This is a genomic window from Pseudomonas sp. DF11, from assembly GCF_058148565.1.
Genome location: NZ_JBYVYN010000004.1, coordinates 495,722 through 520,568, shown reverse-complemented (window position 1 = coordinate 520,568; position 24,847 = coordinate 495,722). Strand labels below are relative to the sequence as shown.

Annotated in this window: 17 protein-coding genes; 12 read left to right on the top strand and 5 right to left on the bottom strand. The window is 62.9% G+C overall.

All coding sequences use genetic code 11. The features are described 5' to 3' along the window. Positions 1–190: 190 nt before the first annotated feature. Complete coding sequence (locus tag AC30D9_RS15780; RefSeq protein ID WP_134922680.1) at positions 191–787, top strand: MarC family protein; 597 nt, start codon at positions 191–193, stop codon at positions 785–787. Here the strand turns inward: AC30D9_RS15780 and AC30D9_RS15775 are convergent, their stop codons facing one another. The 5 genes from AC30D9_RS15775 to cobG form a co-directional block, all read right to left on the bottom strand. Beyond that, a complete protein-coding gene (locus tag AC30D9_RS15775) occupies positions 788–7,843 on the bottom strand; it encodes a TcdA/TcdB catalytic glycosyltransferase domain-containing protein (protein ID WP_490144364.1) in 7,056 nt (2,351 codons plus the stop codon). It lies immediately after the preceding gene. A 221-nt stretch (positions 7,844–8,064) separates the two neighbouring features. After that, on the bottom strand, positions 8,065–9,759 hold the full coding sequence (gene cobJ, locus AC30D9_RS15770; RefSeq protein ID WP_490144363.1) for a precorrin-3B C(17)-methyltransferase: 1,695 nt from the start codon (positions 9,757–9,759) through the stop codon (positions 8,065–8,067). After that, positions 9,759–10,490, bottom strand: a complete 732-nt coding sequence (locus AC30D9_RS15765; protein WP_134926575.1) for a precorrin-2 C(20)-methyltransferase — start codon at positions 10,488–10,490, stop codon at positions 9,759–9,761. Before AC30D9_RS15765 ends, cobJ begins: the two co-directional genes overlap by 1 nt. Continuing rightward, the gene (locus tag AC30D9_RS15760; RefSeq protein WP_047227378.1) at positions 10,490–11,116 is read right to left on the bottom strand and encodes a precorrin-8X methylmutase; all 627 of its coding nucleotides are present in this window, start codon (positions 11,114–11,116) and stop codon (positions 10,490–10,492) included. The genes AC30D9_RS15765 and AC30D9_RS15760 overlap by 1 nt, the downstream gene beginning before the upstream one ends. Continuing rightward, the gene (cobG, locus tag AC30D9_RS15755; protein WP_490144362.1) at positions 11,109–12,428 is read right to left on the bottom strand and encodes a precorrin-3B synthase; all 1,320 of its coding nucleotides are present in this window, start codon (positions 12,426–12,428) and stop codon (positions 11,109–11,111) included. The genes AC30D9_RS15760 and cobG overlap by 8 nt, the downstream gene beginning before the upstream one ends. A gap of 552 nt (positions 12,429–12,980) precedes the next feature. Here cobG and cbiE point away from each other — a divergent pair. From cbiE to AC30D9_RS15700, 11 genes are all read left to right on the top strand, one after another. Beyond that, the gene (cbiE, locus tag AC30D9_RS15750; protein WP_490144361.1) at positions 12,981–14,192 is read left to right on the top strand and encodes a precorrin-6y C5,15-methyltransferase (decarboxylating) subunit CbiE; all 1,212 of its coding nucleotides are present in this window, start codon (positions 12,981–12,983) and stop codon (positions 14,190–14,192) included. Beyond that, positions 14,185–15,282, top strand: coding sequence for a cobalt-precorrin-5B (C(1))-methyltransferase (locus AC30D9_RS15745; protein ID WP_134922676.1), 1,098 nt, complete (start codon positions 14,185–14,187; stop codon positions 15,280–15,282). The genes cbiE and AC30D9_RS15745 overlap by 8 nt, the downstream gene beginning before the upstream one ends. Continuing rightward, the gene (locus AC30D9_RS15740; protein ID WP_490144360.1) at positions 15,279–16,001 is read left to right on the top strand and encodes a cobalt-precorrin-6A reductase; all 723 of its coding nucleotides are present in this window, start codon (positions 15,279–15,281) and stop codon (positions 15,999–16,001) included. The genes AC30D9_RS15745 and AC30D9_RS15740 overlap by 4 nt, the downstream gene beginning before the upstream one ends. Before the next feature lie 523 nt (positions 16,002–16,524). Further along, positions 16,525–16,923: a DUF2946 domain-containing protein gene (locus tag AC30D9_RS15735; RefSeq protein WP_134922674.1), complete on the top strand. Its 399-nt coding sequence runs from the start codon at positions 16,525–16,527 to the stop codon at positions 16,921–16,923. 48 nt (positions 16,924–16,971) lie between these two features. Next, a complete protein-coding gene (locus AC30D9_RS15730; protein WP_134922673.1) occupies positions 16,972–17,451 on the top strand; it encodes a copper chaperone PCu(A)C in 480 nt (159 codons plus the stop codon). A 57-nt stretch (positions 17,452–17,508) separates the two neighbouring features. Then, positions 17,509–17,913 carry a DUF2946 domain-containing protein gene (locus AC30D9_RS15725; protein WP_490144394.1) on the top strand — a complete coding sequence of 135 codons (405 nt, stop codon included), beginning with the start codon at positions 17,509–17,511 and terminating at the stop codon, positions 17,911–17,913. 83 nt (positions 17,914–17,996) lie between these two features. Then, positions 17,997–20,123: a TonB-dependent copper receptor gene (locus AC30D9_RS15720; RefSeq protein WP_490144359.1), complete on the top strand. Its 2,127-nt coding sequence runs from the start codon at positions 17,997–17,999 to the stop codon at positions 20,121–20,123. 161 nt (positions 20,124–20,284) lie between these two features. Then, entirely contained in the window at positions 20,285–21,664 is a 1,380-nt protein-coding gene (locus tag AC30D9_RS15715) for a PepSY-associated TM helix domain-containing protein (RefSeq protein ID WP_490144358.1), read from the top strand. 200 nt (positions 21,665–21,864) lie between these two features. Further along, complete coding sequence (locus tag AC30D9_RS15710; RefSeq protein WP_307575940.1) at positions 21,865–22,653, top strand: ABC transporter ATP-binding protein; 789 nt, start codon at positions 21,865–21,867, stop codon at positions 22,651–22,653. After that, positions 22,650–23,597: an ABC transporter substrate-binding protein gene (locus tag AC30D9_RS15705; RefSeq protein WP_490144357.1), complete on the top strand. Its 948-nt coding sequence runs from the start codon at positions 22,650–22,652 to the stop codon at positions 23,595–23,597. Before AC30D9_RS15710 ends, AC30D9_RS15705 begins: the two co-directional genes overlap by 4 nt. Beyond that, positions 23,594–24,604, top strand: a complete 1,011-nt coding sequence (locus tag AC30D9_RS15700; RefSeq protein ID WP_490144356.1) for a FecCD family ABC transporter permease — start codon at positions 23,594–23,596, stop codon at positions 24,602–24,604. Before AC30D9_RS15705 ends, AC30D9_RS15700 begins: the two co-directional genes overlap by 4 nt. The last annotated feature ends 243 nt before the right edge of the window (positions 24,605–24,847 follow it).

The window sequence follows — 24,847 nt, the reverse complement described above, 5'->3', positions numbered from 1 at the left end:
ACCCCGAACAACAACTGCAAAACTGTAACGACACATAATGCCTGCGACACTAACATTTCAACGACACTCCGCTTTCCCATAATAAAGCGAAGTTTTCGGCACTTAAAAATTTCATGTTCACGGCGAGCCGACAGACACCCCCGGCGCCTGATAAACTCCACGCCAATTTCATTCGTCGTGAGCCTCGACCATGCTCCATGTGCTGTTCAGCGTTTACTTGAAGATGTTGGTGCTCTACAGCCCCTTCTTCGTATTGTCGTGCTTCATCGGCCTGACTCGCGGCTACTCACGCAAGGAACAACGCCGCCTGGCCTGGAAGGTCGCGACCGCGACGCTGGTGTCCAGCGTATTGCTGTACCTGTTCGGGCGGGTGATTTTCAGCGTGTTCGGCATCACCGTGGACGCGTTTCGCATTGGCGCCGGCAGCGTGCTGTTCATTTCGGCACTGGGCATGGCCCAAGGCAAGTCGGCCGTCCAGACGGACAGCGTCCAGCAGGACGTGGCCATCGTCCCGCTGACCATTCCATTGACCGTCGGCCCCGGCACCATCGGCGCCCTGCTGGTGATGGGTGTGAGTCAACCGCACTGGGACGACAAACTCATGGCCATCATCAGCATCGCCCTGGCCAGCTTCACCGTTGGCGTGGTGCTGTACCTGTCCAGCCGCATCGAGCGGATTCTGGGCGACCAGGGCTTGCAGATCGTCAGCCGCCTGATGGGGCTATTTGTCTGTGCGCTCGCGGCGCAGATCATTTTTACCGGGGTCAAAGGCTATCTGGTGCCGTAATCAACCCACCTCATTGGTTTCCACCGCAGGCGACACGCTCGACAACGCCTTGAGCGTGACGCCGCCCTGGGCGTCCGGCAAGGCATCCAACCGCTCTATCAGGGTTGAAACGGCATAATGCCGATTGCTGCCAAAACTGAGCAGGACTTCTCCGCGCAAGTTGATATCTGCCGCATACACCTCGCGAACGATCACACTGTGCCCACTGTCCGGATCAATGATCACCAGGTGTTCATCGACCCGACTGAGCAACAACTGATCAGGCTCATCCAGGTCCCAGATCAATTTACCGGGGATTGTCACCGCGCTGCCCAGGGAATGGCGGCAGTCGAGGATGACCGACTTGACCCGCAACCAGGCCGCTTTTGACAGCCGGTAACTCACCGCGCCTTGCCCCATGCGCAGGATCAGGGTCGTGACACCGTCCGGCATCAGCGCCAGGAGATCATCGATTTTCACCTCCTGGCCCTCGACCACCAGCACCTCACCTTCACGCTGGACATAACTGAGTGGCCCCATCTGCCCTGTACCGGGCAAGGTCAACAGCTGTCCACTCCTGCTTTCATGAAGTAATACCTGGGTCTGCCGCTGGGTCCCCAACAGCTCGAAGGACTCCGGAATGGCGGCCCTGGGAACCCGGATCACACGTCCGGTCCTGGCGACGAACCACTTCAGGTTCCCGGGCTCCTCCACCGACAGCAGTGCGCTATGGAACGACTGGGCCACCAATTGCCTGAGCCCCTCATGCTCCCGGCCATCCTGAGCGACAACCCACTCATGAGTGACACCGGTGATCGAGGCCGGCTCCTGGTCTCGTAACGCGACCACCACCCCCTCGAATGTCACGCCACGCAGCCCCACACCTTCAGCCTTCAGCTCGACAAACTGGCAGGGCGCCCATTCACGTTCCGCGCGGGGCAACGCATCAGCCTGCAGCAAACGTGAACCCTGGCCAAAAGCCGCCTCCAGTTTCTGCGGATCGATAAAGGCCTGGCGATAGACCTCGCCGCTCGACACATCGAATAACCACGCTGCCTCGCCGTCCGGGGTGGCGCCAAGCAGGCGGACTTCCTTCGCATGTCCCAGGTCAGCCAGCAACAGCCGGTTGCCGACATACCAGGCACATAACTTGGCATCGTCGTTGAAGTTGCTCAAACCGATGAGGGCAAAGCGCTCGCTCGCGTATTGCCGGGCCAGCGACTCCAACGCCGACCACCAATGCTCCCGATCCTTGAACCATGCCTCGTTCACGCCGCCCAGCACGAGGTCGCCCTGGCTCGTCAGGTTGAAAAACCGGCCATCGGATGTCAGCGCCACGTAGCCGCTCTCGACAGCGATCACATTCTCCAGCCTGTCGGACTGCAACCACCTGTTGGACCACTGCCCTTTGCCCGCGACCAAGGTTCGCTGCCTGAGGCACAGCTCTTTTGCGAGCCGGTCATACACCACAAACCTATCGCTGTCGTCCGCCAGCGTGAGCAGCGTCAGGTCGGTCATGTTCTTGATCGAGTCGGCCCAGCCACGGGAACGGCCGCGTCTCGTCGAAGGACGAACGATCAAGCCGTCCCTGTGGCGAACCCAGGCCATGTCCCGTAACTGCGCCTCGCTCTTCCAGCAGACCGAAACGAAGGGCGCCGGTTGCCAATTGACGGTGGCAAAGCTGTCCTCGTTGCTGACAGACGGGACAAAGGGGTAGTCGCTGCCCAAGACCTGCGACCAGTCGGCCAGTGTCTCGCTGGCGCTGAAAATGGATTCCAGCGCCGGATCCAGATCCCGCGTGACCGAACTGAGCAGCAGTTGCCCTTCATGGATCACATACACCAGTACATCGCGGGTCTGATCCTGGCGAGTGATGTGCTGCACGACATGAATCACCCCCTGCGCATCCGCCTCGACACGCTGGATGGTGGCGGTCACGTTCCTTGTGCTGCGCAACCAGTAGCGATGGCTCAGCAACCCAGTGACCGCGTCGGCTTGCCAGATGATCAGGTTCTGTGGGTCGTAGAAATAGCAGGAGCCGCCCGCCACCGCGCCCAGCACCGCCGCATCGACGCCTGGCAGCTCATCGCGAATGAACAGGAAACGGTCGTCCTTGGCGTCGTACCAGGCCGTGACGTAGCGGGGCTCGTCCGGCTTCTCGAACGGCACCAGGTAACGATGAACCGGCGTATACGGCATCGCCAGGCGGTGTTGCCTGGCAAGGGTCCTGAAGTGCTCCTGCAAGGCCTGCCTATCCATGCTCGCAGGCACCTCCTGCTCGACAACCACGAGCTTGCCCGCCTCCAGCTTGAACACTTGGTTCTGGCTGATCCGCAGCAGCACGTCATGACGCCCCGATCCACTGAGCGTCACCTGGACGTCACCGATGAACAGCCTCGCGTAGCGCTCGAGCCGGACATCACTTTCCTGGGCCCAAGGAGCGTCCAACACCCAACTCGAGTTCAACGGGCGCGTCGTATCGAGGGCCAGGCTCACGCCGGGATGGAGCAGCAGTGCACAGCGCTTGCCGGCACCCTGGATCTCATAGGTGATTTTTCCGTGCCAGGCCGGTGGCAGCACGGGCACCACCAGAGAGCGATCGATGTCATCGAGCAACACCTTGATCGCTGTCGGTCGATAATCCGGGACCAGGCGATAGAGGATGTAGTCACTGGGGAACGAGTAGAAGGAAAACAGAAACAGCCATCCTCCCTGCGCGTTTTTTTTCTCCAGGCGCCGTGCCGTGTCGAACCCGGTGTCATGGCGCAGCCCGGCGAAGGGTAAGGCCTTGTACTCGTAGCGGTAACAGGTATGCGGTGTGCAGGGCAGGACGATGACCGAGCCTGCCGGTGGCGTGAATCGGGCTCGACCTGGCAGATTCAGCTCTCGACGGATATCGATCGCCCGCGCGTAATCGTCATCAAAGGTAGGCACTCCGAAATGATCGCGCAGCGGATACAACTTGGGGCTGTCCAGCATCAGCTCGGCGCGGGTCAGATCCAGCGTATGAACGATCAGCGATGAACGCGGCAACCACGCACCACCGCTGGCATCAGAGCGATAGGGCTGGAGATGGGCGGTTGCCACCTCATCGAAAAACAGCCCGACCTGCTTGGCTTCTTCGGCAATGGTGGCAAAACCCTGGGCCAACGCCGCCACCCCCACTGCCAACCCACCCAGCATCACGGCAGCACCGCCCAGCACTGCTCCAGCGGTGGTGGCTCCGGCGGCGTAGGCGCCCACCGACAACATCAGGCTGGCCGAGTCGAACGCCAGTTGGGTACCGAACTGAGCGCGCTCGACTTCGTTTTGGGTGGTCGACAGCTGGTAGATGTCGAACCCGACATTCGCCAATTGCAGCAACCCCCCGGTCGCTTCGCTCACACTGCTTCCCACTGCCGCCTTGACCACTGGCGCGACGGTATGGGCAATCAGCTTCTCCTGGGCCAGCGCCTGCCGAACCAGGCCGACCAGGCCGGCGATATCGGCCACGTTGCCATGCACCAATTGCGCGTAATTGACATAGGCATGCAACCGGACCGCCAGGCTCAATGGCCGCTCAGGCCCCTCTCGGCCCCGCAAGGCGTTCATCAGCGCTTGTATGGCGAACCCGGCGTTCAGGGTGTGGACGCTGCCCACCTCGGTCGGATCGTTCGGCACGGAAGGTCTGTTGGCCAGGACCGAAAAGCGTTCCGAGAGGTAGTTCTTTATCCGCAAGAGTCGATGGTCGTCGGTCACGATCCGTACCAACTGCTCAGGCTTTTGCGGATCGATCAGGTTCATCCGGTACGACCCGTTCGACATGACCTCCAGGGTGTCGAACAGCGGCACAAGGTGTGGCGCCAGCTGATTGGCTTGCTGAAGATGGGTCGTCACTTGCTCGATCTGCTGGCCCCACCAATGGCCATCCAGCGCCAGCAGACAGCTACCCAATCGAGGATTGCTTTGCAGCGATTGCCCACGTGCGCTAGCCAACCGCTGCCTGACGGGGCGTGGCGACGGCCCGGACAAAGCGCCGGGTTGCAGCAGGTGCTTGACCGTGACCCCATCGGAGAGTTGCCAGGCCGAGACCTTTTCACTTTGCAGGTCGATCAGATCGAATTCAGGCCGAGCTTCACTACCATAGGCGGCGTAGTAACGGGCCATGCCCTCTTTCTGGAAAAAATGCTCCAGGCCACGCTGGAATGCATCCGGCTGCTCGAATTTACACAAACCAAAGTTGGGATCGAAAAAATGATATGTCGCACGTTCTGCACTGACGGTCTTGGCCACCAGCATCGAATGATTGTCAGAGTTGAGCATCAGCGTACGCGGGCCGGCGTGTTTCTCCAAAGCGGCGGTGACCTGATCGAGGCTAGCCTGTCCAAGCGTGCTACCGACGTCACTCATCGGGACGTCCCGCAGCTCTTCCAACGCTTGTAGAAAGGCTTGGGAATCGTCCTGCCCCGGCTCGAGCACCGCCAGGAAGAAGCGCTCGCGCAAGTGCCCGGAGGCGGCATCACCCTGCGCAAGTGCCGCACTCATCACCAGCGCCAGGGGATAGCAACGCCCACCAATCGTTTCGCCATCGCGGTTGAGCAGCAAATCCTGGGGAACCATCTGCACACCGTTATGCCCGAACCCATCAAGCAATTGCCCTGACCGCTCGATGACCTGGATACGGTGCTCAAGGGTGGCCACCTTCTGGATCCGCCCGACATGCCGCCCCCACTGATACAGGGTCCGCGCCTCCTTCAAGGCGGTTTTTTTCAGTTCCAGAGCGCTGTCGGATGGCATCGACGCGTACGTCGGATCACTCCCCAGGCCACTCATGAACCTCGCGGCCTTGCGCTTGTACAACTGGCGTTCGATGACCGCGTAACGCCCGGAAACGCCCTGCTCGGCGACGCCATTGGCCAGGTTCTCCAGCTCACTGGTGGCCGCATTGAAATGTGGGTTGTCCAGGGAATCCAGCCCCAACAACACGCCCAGCGCCAGTCTTTGCAAAGGACTCGCTTCAATGAAACGACGAGAGCCATTGGCGATGTCACTCAGCACCTCATCGATCCCCTGGTCGCGCATTTTTTTGTCACTCAGGAAGACCGGAACAAGCGCGTCGGACGCCTGACTCTTGATGAGCTCGCGGTCATCGAAACTCAGCGGCAGCGGCTTTTCGAAACGGATCTCACCGTCATGCCCCTGCCTCATCGCCTCGATGAATGGCTCGCCGAGCCCCTCGACCAGTCGCTCAAGCACATCGGTCAGCAGCACCGCGCGCCCTTCGATCAGCGGCCATCCCTGCTGAAACTCAATCGTCGAATGCTTGAGCAACTGCGCGATATCGCCCTTGTAGCGGGCCTTGTACTGACCTTCGCGCCAACGCGCCTGCTCGGTGCTGACCCATTTCTCGGGATCGTTTCCATTCTCTTTCCAGGAGTGATCCTGCTCCTCTTCCGTGGCGCCATTGACCGTCAGATAGGGGGAAACGCCAGCCTCCTCGTGCAAAGTCTTGGCAACTGCCGCGCTCAAGTGCGCATTCGCGTAGTCGGCCATGCCGTCGCGCATGGCGCCGGGGCCCGTCAGATGGACGGTTCCTTCGCTTTCGAAGCGAATGCCGTCGCCGAAGTGGGTCGCGACGCCCGATATCCGCGCTATCGCCCTGAGCACTTCGCCCATCGGCAGGCGGCTCAGCGGCCCATGGTTTTTTTCGAATACTTCTTCCACCAGGGTCAACATGCCGGCAACGTCGCTCAATGCGACATCGCGCTGGGCAGCCAACTGGACCGACGCGTCAACCAACTCATAGTTGGAGCGCAGACGGTCGATCACGCTTTGAAGAATCTCGGCGCCCGGATGGGCCATCAGAAATGCATTGGATAACGACAGTTCCATGCTCAGGGCACGCAACGCGAAAGGTCGGGCCGACCGCTGCGCCGGCAACTCGAAGACCTCACTCAAGCTTGGCCGGCTTCGCGCGAACGCTTCCAGTGCCGACAGATGCTCGGCGGGAATATGCGCGCGATAACGGGAGGAAGCCTGGCGGCCGGGCATCCATTCGGGATTCTCGTTCAGCAGTAATTGCAGGGTCCCCAGACGGGCATCATGGCCAAAACCGCTGATGTCGACTCCGCCCAGGGTGGCCGATAACGGCGGAAGGTGGTCGATATCGGTATACCCGCCACCTTCGGCAAACAGGACTTCCGCGCGCACGACATCCGATGCCGACGCCATATTGCCCAGCAACCGCATCTCTCGGTCATAGACATCCTGCAACTGCAACGAAACTGCACCGGCAGCAAGGTCACGCAACTTGAAGCCGTCCATGGCCAGGATACTGCGACGATTGCGTTCCAACTGTTGGCGCAGCACTTGCGCATCCTGACCATAGGCGCGGGTCAGTAAATCCAGCCGGGCTTCGTCGGCTGATCCGCCCTTCGCCACGGCGGCATTGATATGGGCTTGCATCTGTTGTTTCAGGACAATGGCCCGTTCGTTATACAGGGCACCCAGATCAACTTCGGCAATACGCTCATCTACATCATGTAAGAAGACATCGGCCTTGGCGGCTTCGACAATAAGCTTATTGGTTTGCCACGCCAGTAACGCATCACTGTCATACCAAAGATTCAAGATATAGCCGTGCCGGGCCAATACCTGTCGCCATACATTGAGATAATCGCGCTGGATGTCGCCAAGACCGCCACCGAGCCAGACGAAGTGCAACGTCTTGGGCACCTCCGCTGGCAACTTCCTCATTTGCTCGGTACTGAACTGAAGGCGTGCTTCGTGATGCTCGATTTTGTCGTATATCTGCGCCAGGTCCACACCAGCTCCGGCGGGAGCAGACACACGCCCGTCCTGGCTGCGCTTGACCCTGCGGTTGCTCAATAGCTGGGCCAGCGTCTGTTTCAAAAGCCCCAATGGTTCGAGCAGCCTGTGGGATTCCGGCGTAGCGATACAGGCAAAGTAATAACGGAGGACCGCCTCGTATTGTTCGCTTTTTTTATATGGCGACAACGCCTGCTCAAGATCCGACAACTTGAAAAGACTGATGAACTTCACCAGGCCGTCGCTGCTTTTAACTTCTGCATCCTGCATAAAAACACTCCTCGCCCAACTTCACTAACAGCCAGACTAAAATAAATAAAGATCCACTGCCGCACCAGGCAGAACTAAGAAACGATAGAAGACAGGCAAACTAACGCCTAAAACCCAACAACTCAAACAGGAAGGCTTTCAATGCATTTCAAAGATTCAAGATTCAATTACGAGAATCGAGAGTTGCAATCGAACAGGGCGGCCAGGCAGGCCGCCCTCATTCAGGAGGCTGGCTTGGATCCATACCAGCGAGGCGTATAGACCCAGCTGGCGCCGGACGCGCGCGGGAATACGCAGGTAGTGGAGGAGCCGATCAACACCATGGTGCGCATGTCCACTTGGTCCGGGGTCAGTGCCCCCAGCGTAGTGACACGCAACGTCTGCCCCGGACGACCGATATCGCGCCCCAGCACCACGGGCGTTTGCGCCGTGCGATGTTGTCCGACGATCTCCAGCGCCCGGCCCAACTGCCATGGCCGGGAGCGGGAGATCGGGTTGTAGAAGGCCAGGGCCAGGTCGGCTTCGGCCGCCAGGTCCAGGCGCTTCTCGATGATCGACCAGGGCTTGAGGTTGTCCGACAGCGACATCACGCAAAAATCATGGCCCAGCGGCGCACCGGCCTGGGCGGCGGTGGCCAGGGAAGCCGAGACACCCGGCAGGATCTGCAAGTCGACGGTGTGCCAATGGGCATCCGTCGACTCATGCAACGCTTCAAGCACGGCGGCAGCCATGGCGAACACGCCCGGATCGCCGGACGACACCACCACCACGGAACGGCCCTGGGCCGCCAGCTCGAAGGCATGGCGGGCCCGCTGCATTTCTTCGCGGTTGTCGGTGCAGTGCTGCACCTGGTCGGCCCGAAAGGGCCCGGCCATGCGCACGTAGGTTTCATAACCGAGCACATCGGTGGCACGGTCGAGTTCGGCGCGCACCGCCGGCACCATCAACTCGGCGGCACCCGGGCCAAGGCCGATCACCGCCAGGCGCCCGCGCGGACGACCGACCTGCTGCGGATCGAGGGGTTGCGCGGCCACGGCGATGGCATGACTGCCCATGACCAGTAACGATGCCGGTTGAGCGAGGGCATCGCTCAACCACGTTTCGAGGTTGCCATTGGCCGCGGCAAAACGCAGCGGCACACCCAAGGCCGATGCCATTTCGTGCAACTCTGGACGGGCCATGTCGCTGTCCGCCGCCAGCAGGCACGCCAGCGACTGCGCCGCGAGGCCGGACTCTGCCAATATCGCGCCGATGTCCACCGACGCCCCCGCACTCAACGCCACCAGCACATTGCGCGGATAAATACGCAGTTCATCCGCCGCCGGTGTACCCGCAGCACTGTCGATACGGATCGCCAGCCGTGCCTGCTCATCCTCGGGCAACTGCGCCTGGGCCAGCCACGGCGCGGCGCCTTCGATGCGCACCGATTCACCGGCCAGCAGATCGGAGACAAAACGCTTGCCTTGCTCCAGGTCGCCGAGGCTGTAGCCACTCGGCGGATTGAGCAGGCAAGTGCCAAAACGCAATTCACCGCTGGTGGTGATCGCTGGCGCGACGTGCAGTGCTGCGGCGATTTCCCGGGCCATGACATTCACCCCGCCCAGGCCGCCCAACAGCGGGACCACGGCGCTGCCATCCTCGGCCACCGCCAGCACTGGCGGCTCGACGCCTTTTTCCAGCAGCAGCGGCGCCAGGGTGCGAATGACGATACCGGCCGCGCACAGGGCGATGATCGGTGTGTCCTGTTGATAGAGCTCGCGCAACGTCGCGCCGAACTCATGATATGGACGATCCACGCCCTCGACCCTTCCACTCAGGCCATGGATCAGGGCATCAGGGTAGCGCAGCTGGATCCGTCGGGCGGTGGCGAGACTGCCCGGGCCGAGGATGACGATGGCCGGCACTTTGGAAGTCATCACCCTTGCCACCGTTCGCCCGGTACGATGATCAGCGAGAAGTACGGCGACGACATCGGCTCGACTTCATCCAACGGCACGATCTTCTGGTTGGCCATGGTCGCTCGCTCGACATACAGCGCCCGCCCGTCCATATCCAGTTCCTGAAGCACTTGGCGAACCTTGGGGAAATTGCGCCCCAGTTTCATGATCACCGCCGCATCGGCGTCGGCCAGGCGCCGCTTGAGTTCTTCATGGGGTAGAACGCCGGAGAGCACCGACAGGCTCTGGTTGCGATAGACCAGCGGCGCACCGAGTACCGAGGCGCCGCCGAGCATCGAGCACACACCGGGAATGACTTGGGCCTCATAACGCTCGGCCAGGCGATCGTGCAGGTACATGTAGGAGCCGTAGAAGAACGGATCGCCCTCGCAGATCACCGCCACGTCGCGTCCGGCATCCAGGTGCACGGCCAACTGTTCGGCGGCGGTGTCGTAGAAATCGGCGATCACCTGTTCATAGGACAGCGGCGCCGGCAGCACTTCGGTGGTGACCGGGTAGACCAGCGGCAGCAACGTCTGCGCATCCTGCAAATGCGCCTCGATGATGCCAAAGGCGTTGCCCTTCTTGCCCTTGGCGACGAAGTACGCCACCACGGGCGACTCGCGCAGCAGGCGCAGGGCCTTGACGGTAATCAGTTCCGGATCACCGGGGCCCACGCCGAGGCCGATCAGACGTCCAGGCTGCTGCATCATTCAATCTCCGTAGCGAGGGCGTTGACGGCCGCGGCGGCCATGGCGCTGCCGCCGAGGCGGCCTTGCATGATCACGAACGGCACACCACGGCTGTTGGCCGCGAGCATCGCCTTGGATTCGGCGGCGCCGACAAAGCCCACCGGAAAACCGAGGATCAAGGCCGGTTTCGGTGCGCCGGCATCAAGCATTTCCAACAGGTAGAACAGCGCGGTCGGCGCGTTGCCGATGACCACGACGCTGCCCTCCAGATGCGGACGCCACAACTCCAGCGCTGCCGCCGAACGGGTGTTGCCCAGCTCGAGGGCCAACGCCGGCACGCTTTCGTCGCGCAAGGTGCAGATCACCGGGTTGTTGGCCGGCAGCCGGGCCCGGGTCACGCCTTCGGACACCATCCGCGCATCGCACAGGATCGGCGCGCCAGCGGCCAGCGCCTGACGCCCGGCCGTGCCTGCGCCCTCGGAAAACTGCAGGCCGTCGACAGCCTCGACCATGCCGCAGGCGTGGATCACCCGCACCGCGAGTTTCTCCAGATCGGCCGGAATGCGCGCCAGGTTGGCTTCGGCGCGGATGATCGCGAAGGAGTTGCGATAGATCTCCTGACCGTCGCGGATGTAATCAAGCATCAAGGGGGCTCCGGGGGCGAGCGTCGAGCCAGTGGCCGAGCGCTTCAATAGTCAGATTGTGTGCCTGCAACGCGCCGAAACCCGGCAGCGTGGCATCGTGAAAATACAAGTCATAGCGACCGGGGGCGACCGCCAGCAAAGTGACGGGCGCGACATGGGCCGCCGCGCAGGAGCGCCGGCAGCCCGATAGATGGACCTTCAGGGACCGGCCCTGGGCTTGCAGCAGCTCGGCCAGTCGGCGGGCGTCGGCCTTGGTGTCGGCCAAGGCCTTGGCGCAACCACTGGAGCCGGTGCAGGCGATGAGTTGCGCCAGGGGTTGCTCGACAGAGCACAACAAGCCCAACCCCTCGAGCCCTGCCAGCACTTCGTCGGCATCCGCACGGCGCACATTGGGCAGCAACAGGCTTTGCCAAGGGGTGAAGCGCAGGCTGCCGTCGCCCTTCTCCCGCGCCAACCGCGCCACGCCCCGCAGCATGCCGGCGTCGAGCCGGCCAAGGGGTGCGGCGGCGCCGACGTAGACACGCTCGTCGTGCTGGGGATGGCTGCCGATGTGCAGTCCGTCGTTGGACATGTCCCGCTGCCAATCCAGGCAAGCTTGCAGCGGCACGCGACGGGCCAACCGGGCCATGAATTCATCCATGGGGATTTCAGCCAGCAGGTGGCGCATGCGGATCTGGTCCGGGCGAGCCAGGTCGAGAAACAATTCCAGCACCGCCACCACCAGGGCATGCCCCAAGGCCAGGGGCACCCTGCCCGCCGGTCTATCCAACGGGACACCAGCCAAGCCGAAGGCCAGCCAGGGCTCGCCGTCGCGGACCAGGGCCGACAGCCACAGGTCGTGGTGATGTTCGAGCATCGCCAACGCTTCGCCACCGTCCAGTTGCACGGCGAACTTGGCCGACAACTCATGGAAGCGCGCATGGGTTTGCAGGGTGACGAGGATCTGCGCGGCCAACGGGCGGGTGTTGAACAACATCTGCCGGTCGATCCCCGCCGAAGGGCTGAGCATCAGGTTGCGCACATCATCGCCAGCCGGGGTTCGGGGCCCAAGCCCGGCGACCAGCAATGGTTCGATCAGCGCGTCGTGCCCTGGACCGATGCCGCGAATTTGCAGGTTGCCACGGTTGGTCGCCTCGATCACGCCCCCGGCAAACCGCTCGGCCACCGCCGCCACGGCGTCAGCCTGATCCGCCAGGATGGAACCGCCATCGAGCTTGATCCGGCAGATCCCGCCATCCAACGCCTGGACGACACGCAGCAACCCCGGGCAACCGGAGGGGCGTACGACGTTGGAGGATGGACGTTCGTTCAAGGGCAGACCGAGAAATGAGGCACGCCATGACGGCGAAGGAGCGCCATTATGCCTGCTTTGCCGGGGGTCATGAAAAGCTTGCCTGTCGGATTCTCAGGGCTGGGCACAAAACTTGTGAACAACCCCACTCAAATTGTGGGAGCGGGCTTGCTCGCGAAAGCGGTTTGCCTGAGACGGTGATGTTGAATGGATCGACGCCTTCGCGAGCAAGCCCGCTCTCACAGGAGGATTGTGGCGAACACACACTTTGCGGACACCCCAATCAAAACTGTGGGAGCGGGCTTGCTCGCGAAAGCGGTTTGCCTGAGACGGTGATGTTGAATGGATCGACGCCTTCGCGAGCAAGCCCGCTCTCGCAGGAGGATTGTGGCGAGCACACACTTTGCGGACACCCCAATCAAAACTGTGGGAGCGAGCCTGCTCGCGATGGCGGTCTGGCTGTGACGAAGATGTTGCGCCAGGCGCCTGATCCGCCGGGGCACGGTATGATAGCGGCCCGGTTCGCGGGAGAGACAGACCCGCCGATCAAACAGAACTATTCGAGGAACACAGATGACACCCTGGCTGACCGTAGTGGGCATCGGCGAAGAGGGCTTCAAAGGCCTGGGCAAGGTTGCTCGCCGCGCGCTGCTCGGTGCTTCGCGGATCGTTGGAGCGCAGCGTCAGCTGGATCTGCTGCCGGTGTGTATCCGTGGCGAACGAGAGCTGTGGCCCATCCCGTTCTCCCTCGAACCGCTGCTGGCCCGACCAGGTGAAGCGGTGTGTGTGCTGGCCAGTGGCGATCCGATGTTCTACGGCGTGGGCGCCAGCCTGGCTAGACAGGTGCCGGGCGATCAGATGCTGATCATCCCGGCCCCCTCCTCCTGTTCGCTGGCTGCGGCGCGCATGGGTTGGCCACTGCAGGACGTGGTCACGCTATCGCTGGTGGCACGCCCGCTGGCGGCGCTCAATGTGCATTTATCCACAGGCGTCAGGCTGTTGCTGCTGAGCAATGACCGCCACAGCCCCGCCGCCGTGGCGACATTGCTGCGCGAGCGCGGGTTCGGCCCCAGCCCCATGACCGTGCTGGAACACCTCGGCGGGTCGGCAGAACGACGGATCGAAAGCACTGCAACGCAATGGTCCGACCCGGCCGTCGCCGACCTGAACCTGATCGCCATCGAATGCCGGGCCGAACCTTCGGCACCGCGCCTGTCACGCCTGGCCGGCTTGCCGGACACCGCGTTCGAACACGACGGCCAATTGACCAAGCGCGACGTGCGCGCGATCACCCTGGCCCGCCTCGCCCCGACGCCCGGCGAACTGCTCTGGGATGTCGGCGCCGGCAGCGGCTCCATCGGCATCGAATGGATGCGTAGCCACCCCAGTTGCCGGGCCCTGGCCATCGAAGCCGACGAGGGCCGCCAAGCCTTGATCGAACGCAACCGCGACACCCTCGGCGTGCCCGGCCTGCAACTTATTCGCGGGAAAGCCCCGCAGGCTCTGGAAGGACTCGAACGCCCGGACGCGGTATTCATCGGCGGCGGTGTCACCCGCGAAGGCGTACTCGACGCCTGCTGGGCCCAGCTCAAGCCCGGCGGCCGACTCGTCGCCAACGCCGTGACCCTGCAAAGCGAGATGACGCTCATGACCTGGCGCGAACGTCACGGCGGCGAGCTGACCCGGATCCACATCGCCCAGGCCCAGCCACTGGGCGAGTTCGACACCTGGCGCCAGGCCTTGCCGATCACCTTGCTCGATCTGGTCAAACCCCTCGATGCGTGACGAAACCGCCGAACAACCCGCCCCCCTGCGCAGTGGCCTGACCACCGGCAGCTGCGCCACCGCCACCAGCCTGGCGGCGGCCCGCTTGCTCCTGAGCGGCATCCACGCCGATGCCGTGGAAATCGTGCTGCCCAAGGGCAAGCTGGTGCAGATGCGCCTGGAATTCTGCCGACTGACCGAGCAGGGTGCCGAGGCCGGGACGATCAAGGACGCGGGCGACGACCCGGACGTGACCCACGGCGCCCTGCTGTTTTCCCAGGTGCGCCTGATCGCCGAACCCGGCGTGCGCTTCGTCGCCGGTCGCGGCGTGGGCACGGTGACGCGACCGGGGTTGGTGCTGGGTGTCGGTGAACCGGCGATCAACCCGGTGCCGCGCAAAATGATCAACGACCACCTGGGACGGCTGGCCGAGGAAAGCGGTTATGCCGGTGGTTTCGAAGTCACGGTCAACGTCGAGGGCGGCGAAGCCCTGGCGCTGAAAACCATGAACCCACGCCTGGGCATTCTCGGCGGCCTGTCGATCCTCGGCACCAGCGGCATCGTCCGACCGTTCTCCTGTGCGGCCTACATTGCCTCGATCCACCAGGGTATCGACGTGGCGAAAACCAACGGCTACCTGCACATCGCCGCCTGCACCGGCAATGCCAGCGAAGACACCATGCGCCGGGTCTACAACCTGCCGGAAATCGCCCTGATCGAAATGGGCGATTTCGTCGGCGCCGTGCTCAAGCACGTGCGCAAGGTGCCGGTGGAAAAACTCAGCCTCTGCGGCGGCTTCGGCAAAATCAGCAAACTCGCCGCCGGCCACATGGACCTGCACAGCCGTCACTCGAGCATCGACCTGCCACAACTGGCCGAATGGGCCGCCGCCATCGGCGCCGATGAGGCGTTGCAGCAAGGCATCCGCCAGGCCAACACCAGCCAGCAAGCCCTGGCAATGGCCAGCGCCGCCGGCATCGCCCTCGGCGACGCGGTGTGTGAGCATGCGCTGGCTTTCGCCCGCAGCGTGGTGCCGGCCCAGGTCCAGGTCGAAGTCTTCGCCATCGACCGCCAGGGCGGCATCGTTGGCCACGCTGGAGCCTTGCAATGAAACGCATCTTGCTACTGGGCGGCGTCACCGAAGCCCTGGCCATCGCCCGCACCCTCGGGCCCCAGCATATCTACAGCCTGGCCGGCATTGGCCGTATCCCCACCGACCTGACCTGCCAGGTGCGCGTCGGCGGCTACGGCGGCGCCGAAGGCTTGGCGCAGTTCATTCGCGCCGAAGGCATCGACCTGTTGCTAGACGCCACCCACCCCTACGCCGCCCAGATCAGCCACAACGCCGCCCAAGCAGCGCGCGCCTGCGCCATCCCCTGCTGGGCCCTGCGCCGCCCGGCCTGGCAACCCGAGGCCGGCGATGACTGGCGAGAAGTGGCTGACTGGAACGAACTGATCCAGGCCTTGCAACCCTTCCACCGTCCGCTGTTCACCCTTGGTCGCGAGCCACTGCAACACCTGGACGAAATTCCGCCAGAGCAATTCTGGACCCTGCGGGCCCTGGACATTTACCCCGGTAATGAACGCTGCGAAGTGATCGGTGCCCGTGGCCCGTTTCACATCGAGGGCGAGCGTGAACTGTTCGAACGGCGGCGGATCGATGTGCTGGTCAGCAAGAACAGCGGCAGCACGGCTACTGAGCCGAAACTGGAGGTGGCTCGGGAGCGAGGGGTGCCGGTGTTGGTGTTGAAGCGACCGGTGTTGCCGGGGGCGGATCGGGAGTTTGGGACGGTGGATGAAGTGTTGCAGGGGCTACGGCATTTGGTCTGACAGAGACCTGTCCTACAAGCCTATCCTGTTGGAACTACGCCAGCAGGCTACGTCACTTTGCGCCGCTGCCTACAACTACGCCAGAATCCGCCGGCTTGTGCGCCTTGGAGGCCGCCGGTAACTTGATTCCCGTCACTGCCCATCAGTGATCGGGTTTAGTCGCCCTAGGTTTTCAGCAGGTTCACAAGCTCCGTCAGTCAGGTATCTCATCCCTGCACTCGATGGTGGTTGTGCGCAGGGCGCCTTGTGGCGAGGGGATTTATCCCCGCTGGGCTGCGCAGCAGCCCCAAAAAATCAAATGCAATCTATCTGATACACCGCGATGCCAGATCTCAGGGCTGCTTCGCAGCCCAACGGGGATAAATCCCCTCGCCACAAAAATCTCATGCACTCGCCACGACTGCGTTTGTTGCTACTGTTAACACCAGCCCTGCGACCCTACACCGCACGTGGCCTTTTTACTTATCAACCCCGATCAGGCTAAATACCGCCACCTGATCGCCCAACCGAGCGGATTGCCCCCATGTCCCGACAACGGCTTGCATTTGCCTGGATCGCCTGCTTCGCAGTGCTGTTCAACATGCTTGCCATGCCCCTTTCCGGCAGCGGTGGCACGGTGGCGAGTGCACCGACCGAACAAGTGCTGTGGGGTAGTTTCTGTTCCTCCAGCGGCACGAAAATGCTGGCGATTTCCCTGGGCAAGTTCGAGCAGGGCACGCCGCAGAAGGACAATCATTCGACGATGCAGCATTGCTGGTGCTGCTCAGGTTCGGCGCCGCTGGTGGCGCTTACCGGGCATACTCCACAGTTGTATCTGGATGCAGAGCTGGCGCATCGCAGGAGCGCCCATTCGAAACTCGACAGCCCGACACCGCGCCAGCAATGGCCGAGCCTCAATCCCCGCGCCTCACCTCTGGTCTGATTCCTCCGCATTTGAACCTGCGCCTCGAATCGTTCTGGAGAATCATCCATGTTGAACAGACTTATCCTGCTGGCTGCCCTGCTGCTTCCCGTCGGCTTCGCCCAAGCTCACCAGTACAAAGCGGGCGAGCTTGAAATCGCCCATCCGTGGTCCCAGGAATTGCCGCCCAATGCGCCGACCGTGGCCGCGTATTTCGTGATTCACAACAACGGCAGCACCGCCGACAAACTGCTCGGCGTCGACTCGCCGATTGCCGGCAAGGCCGAGCTCCACGAACACGTGATGCAAAACGACCTGATGAAAATGCAACCGGTGCCTGTCGTGAATATCGCCCCCGGTGCCACCGTCACTTTCGCACCGATGGCGTATCACGTGATGCTGCTGGACCTGAAAGACCGCAGCCTGCTCAGCGATGGCAAACGCTTTGCCATGACCCTGCATTTCGAAAAGGCGGGGGATGTCACGGTCGACGTCGCGGTCCAGAAAAAAGCCCCCGGCGGCGACAAAAACCAGATGCACATGCACTAAGCGCGTCTGCCCGTGGCTCTTCCTCGCAACAGGTCCGCCATGCCCCGCCGTCAGCCCATGAGCCTGACACGCGGCAGCCGGCTCAGCCTGTTCGCCATGCTGATGATCTTTATCGGTCCACTGATTTCTCAGTCGATGCCGATGGATCAGCGCATGTCTTCGTCCATGCCTGTGTCTATAAGCATGAGCATGGAGATGGACATGTCGGCAGGAGCCCACGCCGAGCACGCGGCACCGGCGGCCGAACACTGCCAGCCCAAGAGCGAGCATCACGCGCTGTGGGAAAAATGCGGCTATTGCAGCCTGCTGTTCAATTGTCCAGCGCTGACTGGCGGTCATAGCTTCACCGTCTTCGATACACCGCTCGTCAACATCTACACCAGCCCCTCCCCACGCCTGGGCCACGCCCGGCAAGCGTTCTTCCCGGGTGCTCGCACCCGCGCACCGCCCCTCGACGCGTAAGCCCGACACTTACCTCACCCGGTCGTACAAGACAGCCCCAGGCTGCCCGACCGTGTCGTCTACGTCTGTTCGATGGAATCATCATGTCCAGGTTTTCTGCTGGCACCGCTTTGGGCACTGCCCAGGTTCGCTGCCCCCCGAACGAGCCACGGGTTCGTTTACGTCATACGGTCGCCGCACTGTGCGGCCTGCTGCTCACGCCCTACGCATTTGCCGACGAGCATGAGCATCAAGACCATCAGGTCGAGGAACTGAGCCCGACGGTCATCACCGCCATCGCCCCCAGCTCACCCCTGACCGTCGTCACCACCCCCAAGGACCCACGCCAACCGGTGCCGGCCAGTGATGGCGGCGACTACCTCAAGACCATTCCCGGCTTCGCCCTGGTACGCAACGGCGGCACCAATGGCGACCCGGTGCTGCGCGGCATGTTCGGCTCGCGGCTGAACATCCTCACCAACGGCAGCATGTTGCTGGGCGCCTGCCCAGGCCGGATGGACGCGCCGACCTCCTACATCTCGCCGGAAACCTACGACAAGCTCACCGTGATCAAGGGCCCGCAAACCGTGCTCTGGGGCCCCGGTTCATCGGCGGGGACCATTCTGTTCGACCGCGAACCGGAACAGTTCGGCGAACTCGGCACGCGGGTCAACGCCAGCGTGCTGGCCGGCTCCGACGGCCGTTTCGACAAAGTGGTGGATGCCGCCGCCGGTGGGCCGCTGGGTTATGTACGGGTAATCGGCAACACCGCCCATTCGGACGATTACCGCGACGGCAACAACGACACCGTGCCGTCGCGCTATGACAAGTGGAACGGCGACGTCACCCTCGGCTGGACCCCGGACGCCGACACCCTGCTGGAGTTGACTGCGGGCAAGGGCGACGGCGAAGCGCGTTACGCCGGGCGCAGCATGGACGGCGCGCAGTTCAAGCGCGAAAGCCTCGGGCTGCATTTCGAGCGCTCGAACATCGGTGACGTGCTGGACAAGGTCGAGGCACAGGTCTACTACAACTACGCCGACCATGTGATGGACAACTACACCCTGCGCACACCCTCCGGCACCGGGATGATGGCCGGGCCCATGGCCTCCAACGTCGACCGCCGCACCCTCGGCGCACGTATCAAGGCCACCTGGCGCTGGGCCGATGTGCAATTGATCAGCGGCCTGGACGCCCAGACCAACGAGCATCGCCAACGCAGCAGCATGGGCGTGGACACCTATAAGGACCTGCCCTACACCAAGGACGCCGACTTCCACAATTACGGCGTGTTCAGCGAATTGACCTGGTACGCCGCCGACCGCGACAGAGTTATCACCGGCGCCCGCCTCGACCGCGCCTCGGCCAAGGATTACCGCCAGAGCATCGGCTCCGGCATGTCCGTGCGGCCCAATCCGACTGCCGACGAGACACGTGCCGACACCCTGCCCAGCGGCTTCGTGCGCTACGAACACGACCTGGACGACAGCCCCACCACCCTCTACGCAGGCGTCGGTCACGCGCAACGCTTCCCCGACTATTGGGAGCTGTTCTCGGCGAACGCCGGCCCCAGCGGATCGCTGAATGCCTTCGACGCGATCAAGCCGGAGAAAACCACCCAGCTCGACTTCGGCCTGCAGTACAAGACCGAAACCCTCGAAGCCTGGGCCTCGGGTTACGTCGGGCAGGTACGCGACTACATCCTGTTCGATTACACCCCCGGGATGATGGGCACCACTTCCCGGGCCGAGAACATCGATGCGCGGATCATGGGCGGTGAGCTGGGCGCGGCCTACAAGCTGACCGAGCGCTGGAAAGCCGATGCGACCCTGGCCTACGCCTGGGGCAAGAACAGCAGCGACGGCAGTGCCCTGGCGCAAATGCCGCCGCTGGATGCACGCCTGGGCCTGACCTACAGCGAAGACCGCTGGAGTGCCGGCGCCTTGTGGCGGGTAGTGGCGGCGCAGCACCGGGTCGATGAGAACAAGGGCAACGTGGTCGGCAAGGACTACGGCAAAAGCTCGGGCTTCGGCGTGTTCTCAGTCAACGGTGCCTACCGTATCAACCAGCATTGGAAGGTCAGCAGCGGCGTCGACAACCTGTTCGGCAAAGCCTACGCCGAGCACTTGAACCTGGCCGGCAACGCCGGGTTCGGCTACCCGGCGAACGACCCCCAGGCCATCAACGAACCAGGGCGCACGCTCTGGACCAAGGTGGATATGAGTTTCTAAAAACTTGCCCGAAGCAAACATAAAACCTGTGGGCGCGAGCCTGCTCGCGATGCGATCTATCAGACACATTGGTGCTGAATGTACCGCCGTTATCGCGAGCAGGCTCGCTCCCACAAAGGGTTCCATCGTTCAACCCAATTTGCCCTGCGGAGCGCTTTCTAATGAGCCAACCGAAACCCAATTTCTACAACCTGGCCTGGCGCTGGCATTTTTACGCCGGGCTGTTCGTGGCGCCTTTCATGGTGATGCTGGCCCTGACCGGGATCATTTACCTGTTCAAGCCGCAACTCGACCCACTGATGTACGGCAGCCTGCTGAACGTACCCGCCGGGCATCACACCCTGGCGGCGGACGACTTGCTCAAACAGGTCCGCCAGGCCTATCCCGAAGGCCAGGTCAAACAGTACCTGCCACCGATCAACGCCGAGCGCAGCGCGCAATTCGTGGTGATCGACCAGGGGCGGGAACTGAACGTGTTCATCGACCCGTACCACGGCGATGTCCTCGGCGAGCAGGATGCGAAGAACAACCTGCAAGCCATGGCCCGGGCCATCCACGGCGAGCTGCTGATCGGCACGGTCGGTGACCGCCTGGTGGAAATGGCCGCCGGTTGGGGCGTGGTGCTGGTGGTGTCGGGGTTGTACCTGTGGTGGCCGCGCGGGCAATCGTCGGCTGGCGTGCTGTGGCCACGCTGGAACGCGCGCGGTCGGCTGTTCTGGCGCGACCTGCATGTCGTCGTCGGCTTCTGGGGCGCAGCGTTGCTGCTGGTGATGCTGCTCAGCGGCATGACCTGGACCGGCTTCTGGGGCAAGCAATACGCCAACCTCTGGAACCGCTTTCCGGCGGCGATGTGGAACGACGTGCCCAAGTCCGACGTCGAGGCCGGTAGCCTCAACAACGCCCACCGCCAGACCGTGCCCTGGGCGGTGGAAAATACGCCGATGCCGATGTCCGGCGACCATGCCGAACACATGGCCCATGGCGGCATGCACGAAGGCCCAGCCGCCCCGACCGTCAGCCTGCAAGCGGTGCAGGACATCGCCACTGAGCGCAAGGTCGAACCCGGCTACAGCATCACCCTGCCGACCACCTCCACCGGCGTATTCACCATCGCCGTGTTCGCCGACGACCCGCGCAACGACGCCACCTTGCACGTGGACCAGTACACCGGCAAGGTCCTGGCCGACGTGCGCTGGGCGCATTACAGCGTCGTCGCCCGTGCCACCGAAACCGGCGTGATGCTCCATGAGGGCAAGATGTTCGGCCCGCTGAACCAGATCATCGTGCTGTTGATTTGCCTGATGATCCTGCTCAGCGCCGTGAGTGGCCTAGTGATCTGGTGGAAGCGCCGACCGGAAGGCAAGTTCGGCGTGCCGCCGCTGCGTCACGATCTGCCGACCTGGAAGACCGGGGTGTTTATCATGTTGGCCCTGGCGCTGGTGTTTCCGTTGGTGGGGGCCTCACTGGTGGTGGTGTGGTTGCTGGACCGGCTCGTCAGCCGACTCAATCGCCAGCCTGAGATCGCTTCATCTTCAAGCTGAAGACGGTGCATTAACGGAAGGCGGCGCGAAACCTCTACAATCGCGCCCGCTATCAAGCTGCAACCACAGTCCCTTGTGGGAGCGAGCCTGCTCGCGATAGCGGTGGATCAGCCAACAGAGATGTGACTGACCTACCGCTATCGCGAGCAGGCTCGCTCCCACAAGGGACTGTGTGTCGACCCAATAATTTGAGTAGCTGCATGACCTTCCTAACCCTCTCCCACCTCGCCTGGACACCCCTGGGCCATGGCCACTGCCATCACCAGTTCCAACTGCGTGACGTGACGTTGCAGGTGGCGGCCGGGGAGTTCGTCGGCTTGATCGGGCCCAATGGCAGTGGCAAGACCAGCCTGTTGCGCTGCGCCTACCGCTTCAACCGGCCGGAACATGGCGAGGTCAAACTCGAGCATCACAACGTTTGGAGACAGTCCTCGCGCTGGTGCGCCCAGCGCATCGCCGTGGTGCTGCAAGAGTTTCCCGACGCCTTCGGCCTGACGGTGGAAGAAGTGGTCGCCATGGGCCGCACGCCCCACAAAGGCCTGTTCGACAGCGACAACCTCGAGGACCGCCGCCTGGTCGCCCAAGCGCTGCAATCGGCGGGGCTTGAAGGCTTCGGTGACCATGGGTTCGCCACCCTCTCGGGCGGTGAAAAACAACGGGTGATCCTCGCCCGCGCCCTGGCCCAGCAACCGCAATTGCTGATCCTCGACGAACCGACCAATCACCTCGATCCCCACTATCAATTGCAGTTGCTGCAACTGATCAAGGGCCTGGGCATCGGTACCCTCGCCAGCCTCCACGACCTGAACCTGGCCGCCGCCTTCTGTGACCGCCTGTACGTGATCGAACACGGGCGCATCGTTGCCAGCGGCACGCCCAAGGACGTCCTCAGCGCCGAGCTGCTGCGTGAGGTGTTCGGCGTCGACGCCCTGGTGGATGAACACCCGCTGTCCGGCTACCCACGAATCACCTGGATAACCCAACCATGACCTTGCGTTCCCTGCTGTCGCTCGCCCTGCTGCTGGGCAGTACCCACGCCCTGGCCGAGCCCACCCGCTACCCGCTGACGATCCAGAGCTGCAACCGCCAGGTGGTGTTCAACGAAGCCCCCCGCCATGCCGTCAGCCATGACATCAACATGACCCAGATGATGCTCGCCCTGGGCCTCAAACCACGCATGGTCGGCTACAGCGGCATCAGTGGCTGGAAATCGGTGACGCCCGAGATGGCGAAGATCCTCGACGGCCTGCCGGAATTGGCGGCCAAGTACCCGTCGGTGGAAACCCTGCTCAACGCCAACGTCGATTTCTTTTTCGCCGGGTGGGACTACGGCATGCGAGTGGGCGGTGACCTGACGCCGCAGACCCTGCAACCGCTGGGTATCAACGTCTACGAGCTGACCGAGTCCTGCGCGTTCGTGATGAAACGCCCGGCGGCCTCGTTGGAAGACACCTATAACGACCTGCGCAATCTCGGCAGGATTTTTGACGTGCAGGACCGCGCCAACGAACTGATCGCCACGATGCAGGCCCAGGTGGCTGAAGTGCGCAAGCACCTGCCAGCCGACCAGCCCCGGGTGTTCCTGTATGACAGCGGCGAAGACCGCGCCATGACTTCCGGTCGCCTGGGCATGCCCCAGGCCCTGATCGACGCCGCCGGTGGACGCAACATTCTGGATGATGTGGAAACCAGTTGGACCCGGGTGAACTGGGAGAACGTGGTCGAGCGCAACCCGCAGGTGATCGTGATCGTCGACTACGGCGAAGTCAGTGCCGAACAGAAGAAACAATTCCTGCTGGACAACCCGGCCCTGCAATCGGTGGACGCGATCAAGCAACGACGCTTCATCGTGATCCCTTACGTGCAGGCCACGCCGGGCATCGATAACGTGCTGGCGGTGCAAACCCTGGCACGAGGGTTTCACCACCAATGAACGGTCGTCGTTATGGCGCCCTGTTGGTGCTCCTCGGTGCGCTGATGCTGGTGTCGTGCGTGGCGTCCCTGGGTTTTGGTCCGGCACGGGTGCCGGTGGCGGTGGTCTGGGACATCTTGCTGAACAAGGCTTTCGGTATGGGCGAGGTGCATTGGACGCCGGGCCAGGAGCATATCGTCTGGTTGATCCGTGTACCGCGCTTGTTGCTGGGGGCCTTGGTAGGCGCCGGACTGGCGTTGATCGGCGCGGTACTGCAAGCGGTCACGCGCAACCCGCTGGCCGATCCACACCTGCTGGGCGTGACGTCCGGTGCGACCTTGGGCGCGGTCATCGTGGTGCTGCATCTCGGCGAAATCATCGGCTTGCTGACCCTGCCGCTGGCGGCGTTCATCGGTGCGTTGCTGAGCATGCTGCTGGTGCTCGCCATCGCCAGTCGCCAGGGCCGCCTGGAAAGTGACCGGTTGTTGCTGTGCGGCGTAGCGGTGTCCTTCGTGATGATGGCGGCGGCCAATCTGCTGCTGTTCCTGGGGGATCACCGCGCCAGCTCCGCGGTAATGTTCTGGATGCTCGGTGGCCTGGGCCTGGCACGCTGGGAGCTGCTGGCAGTGCCGGCGGCCAGTGTGTCGCTGGGGCTGGTGTTACTGCTGGGCATGGCCCGGCCGCTGAACGCGTTGATGGCCGGCGAACAGACCGCCGTGACCCTGGGTTTGAACGCGGCGAAGGTGCGCTTGTGGATCTTCTTGATCGCGTCGCTGATGACCGGTGTGCTGGTGTCCATCAGCGGCTCGATTGGTTTTGTCGGGCTGATGGTGCCGCACATTGCCCGGCGCCTGGTGGGTGCCGAACATCGGCGGCTGTTGCCTGCCTGCGTGCTGCTGGGTGGCCTGTTCCTGGTGTGGGTGGACGTGGCGGCGCGGACGCTGATCGCGCCGGAAGACTTGCCGATTGGTGTCGCCACGGCGGCCATTGGCGGCTTGTTTTTTATCGGTCTGATGCGCCGTCGCTAACCTTGTGGGAGCGGGCTTGCTCGCGAAGGCGTCGGCACTTTTAACATCCCTGTGACTGGCCCACCGCTTTCGCGAGCAAGCCCGCTCCCACAGTTGATAGAGAGCGACAATGATATCTGCGCCCTAATGTGGCGCACCTCCTCGCACCAGCCCCCGCAATGCGTTCATTCATGGTGCATTACCTCGCACGCAGCCCACGCCAATCCCGCATTTCCAAGCCTTTTCCGGACCGGGCACACCCCT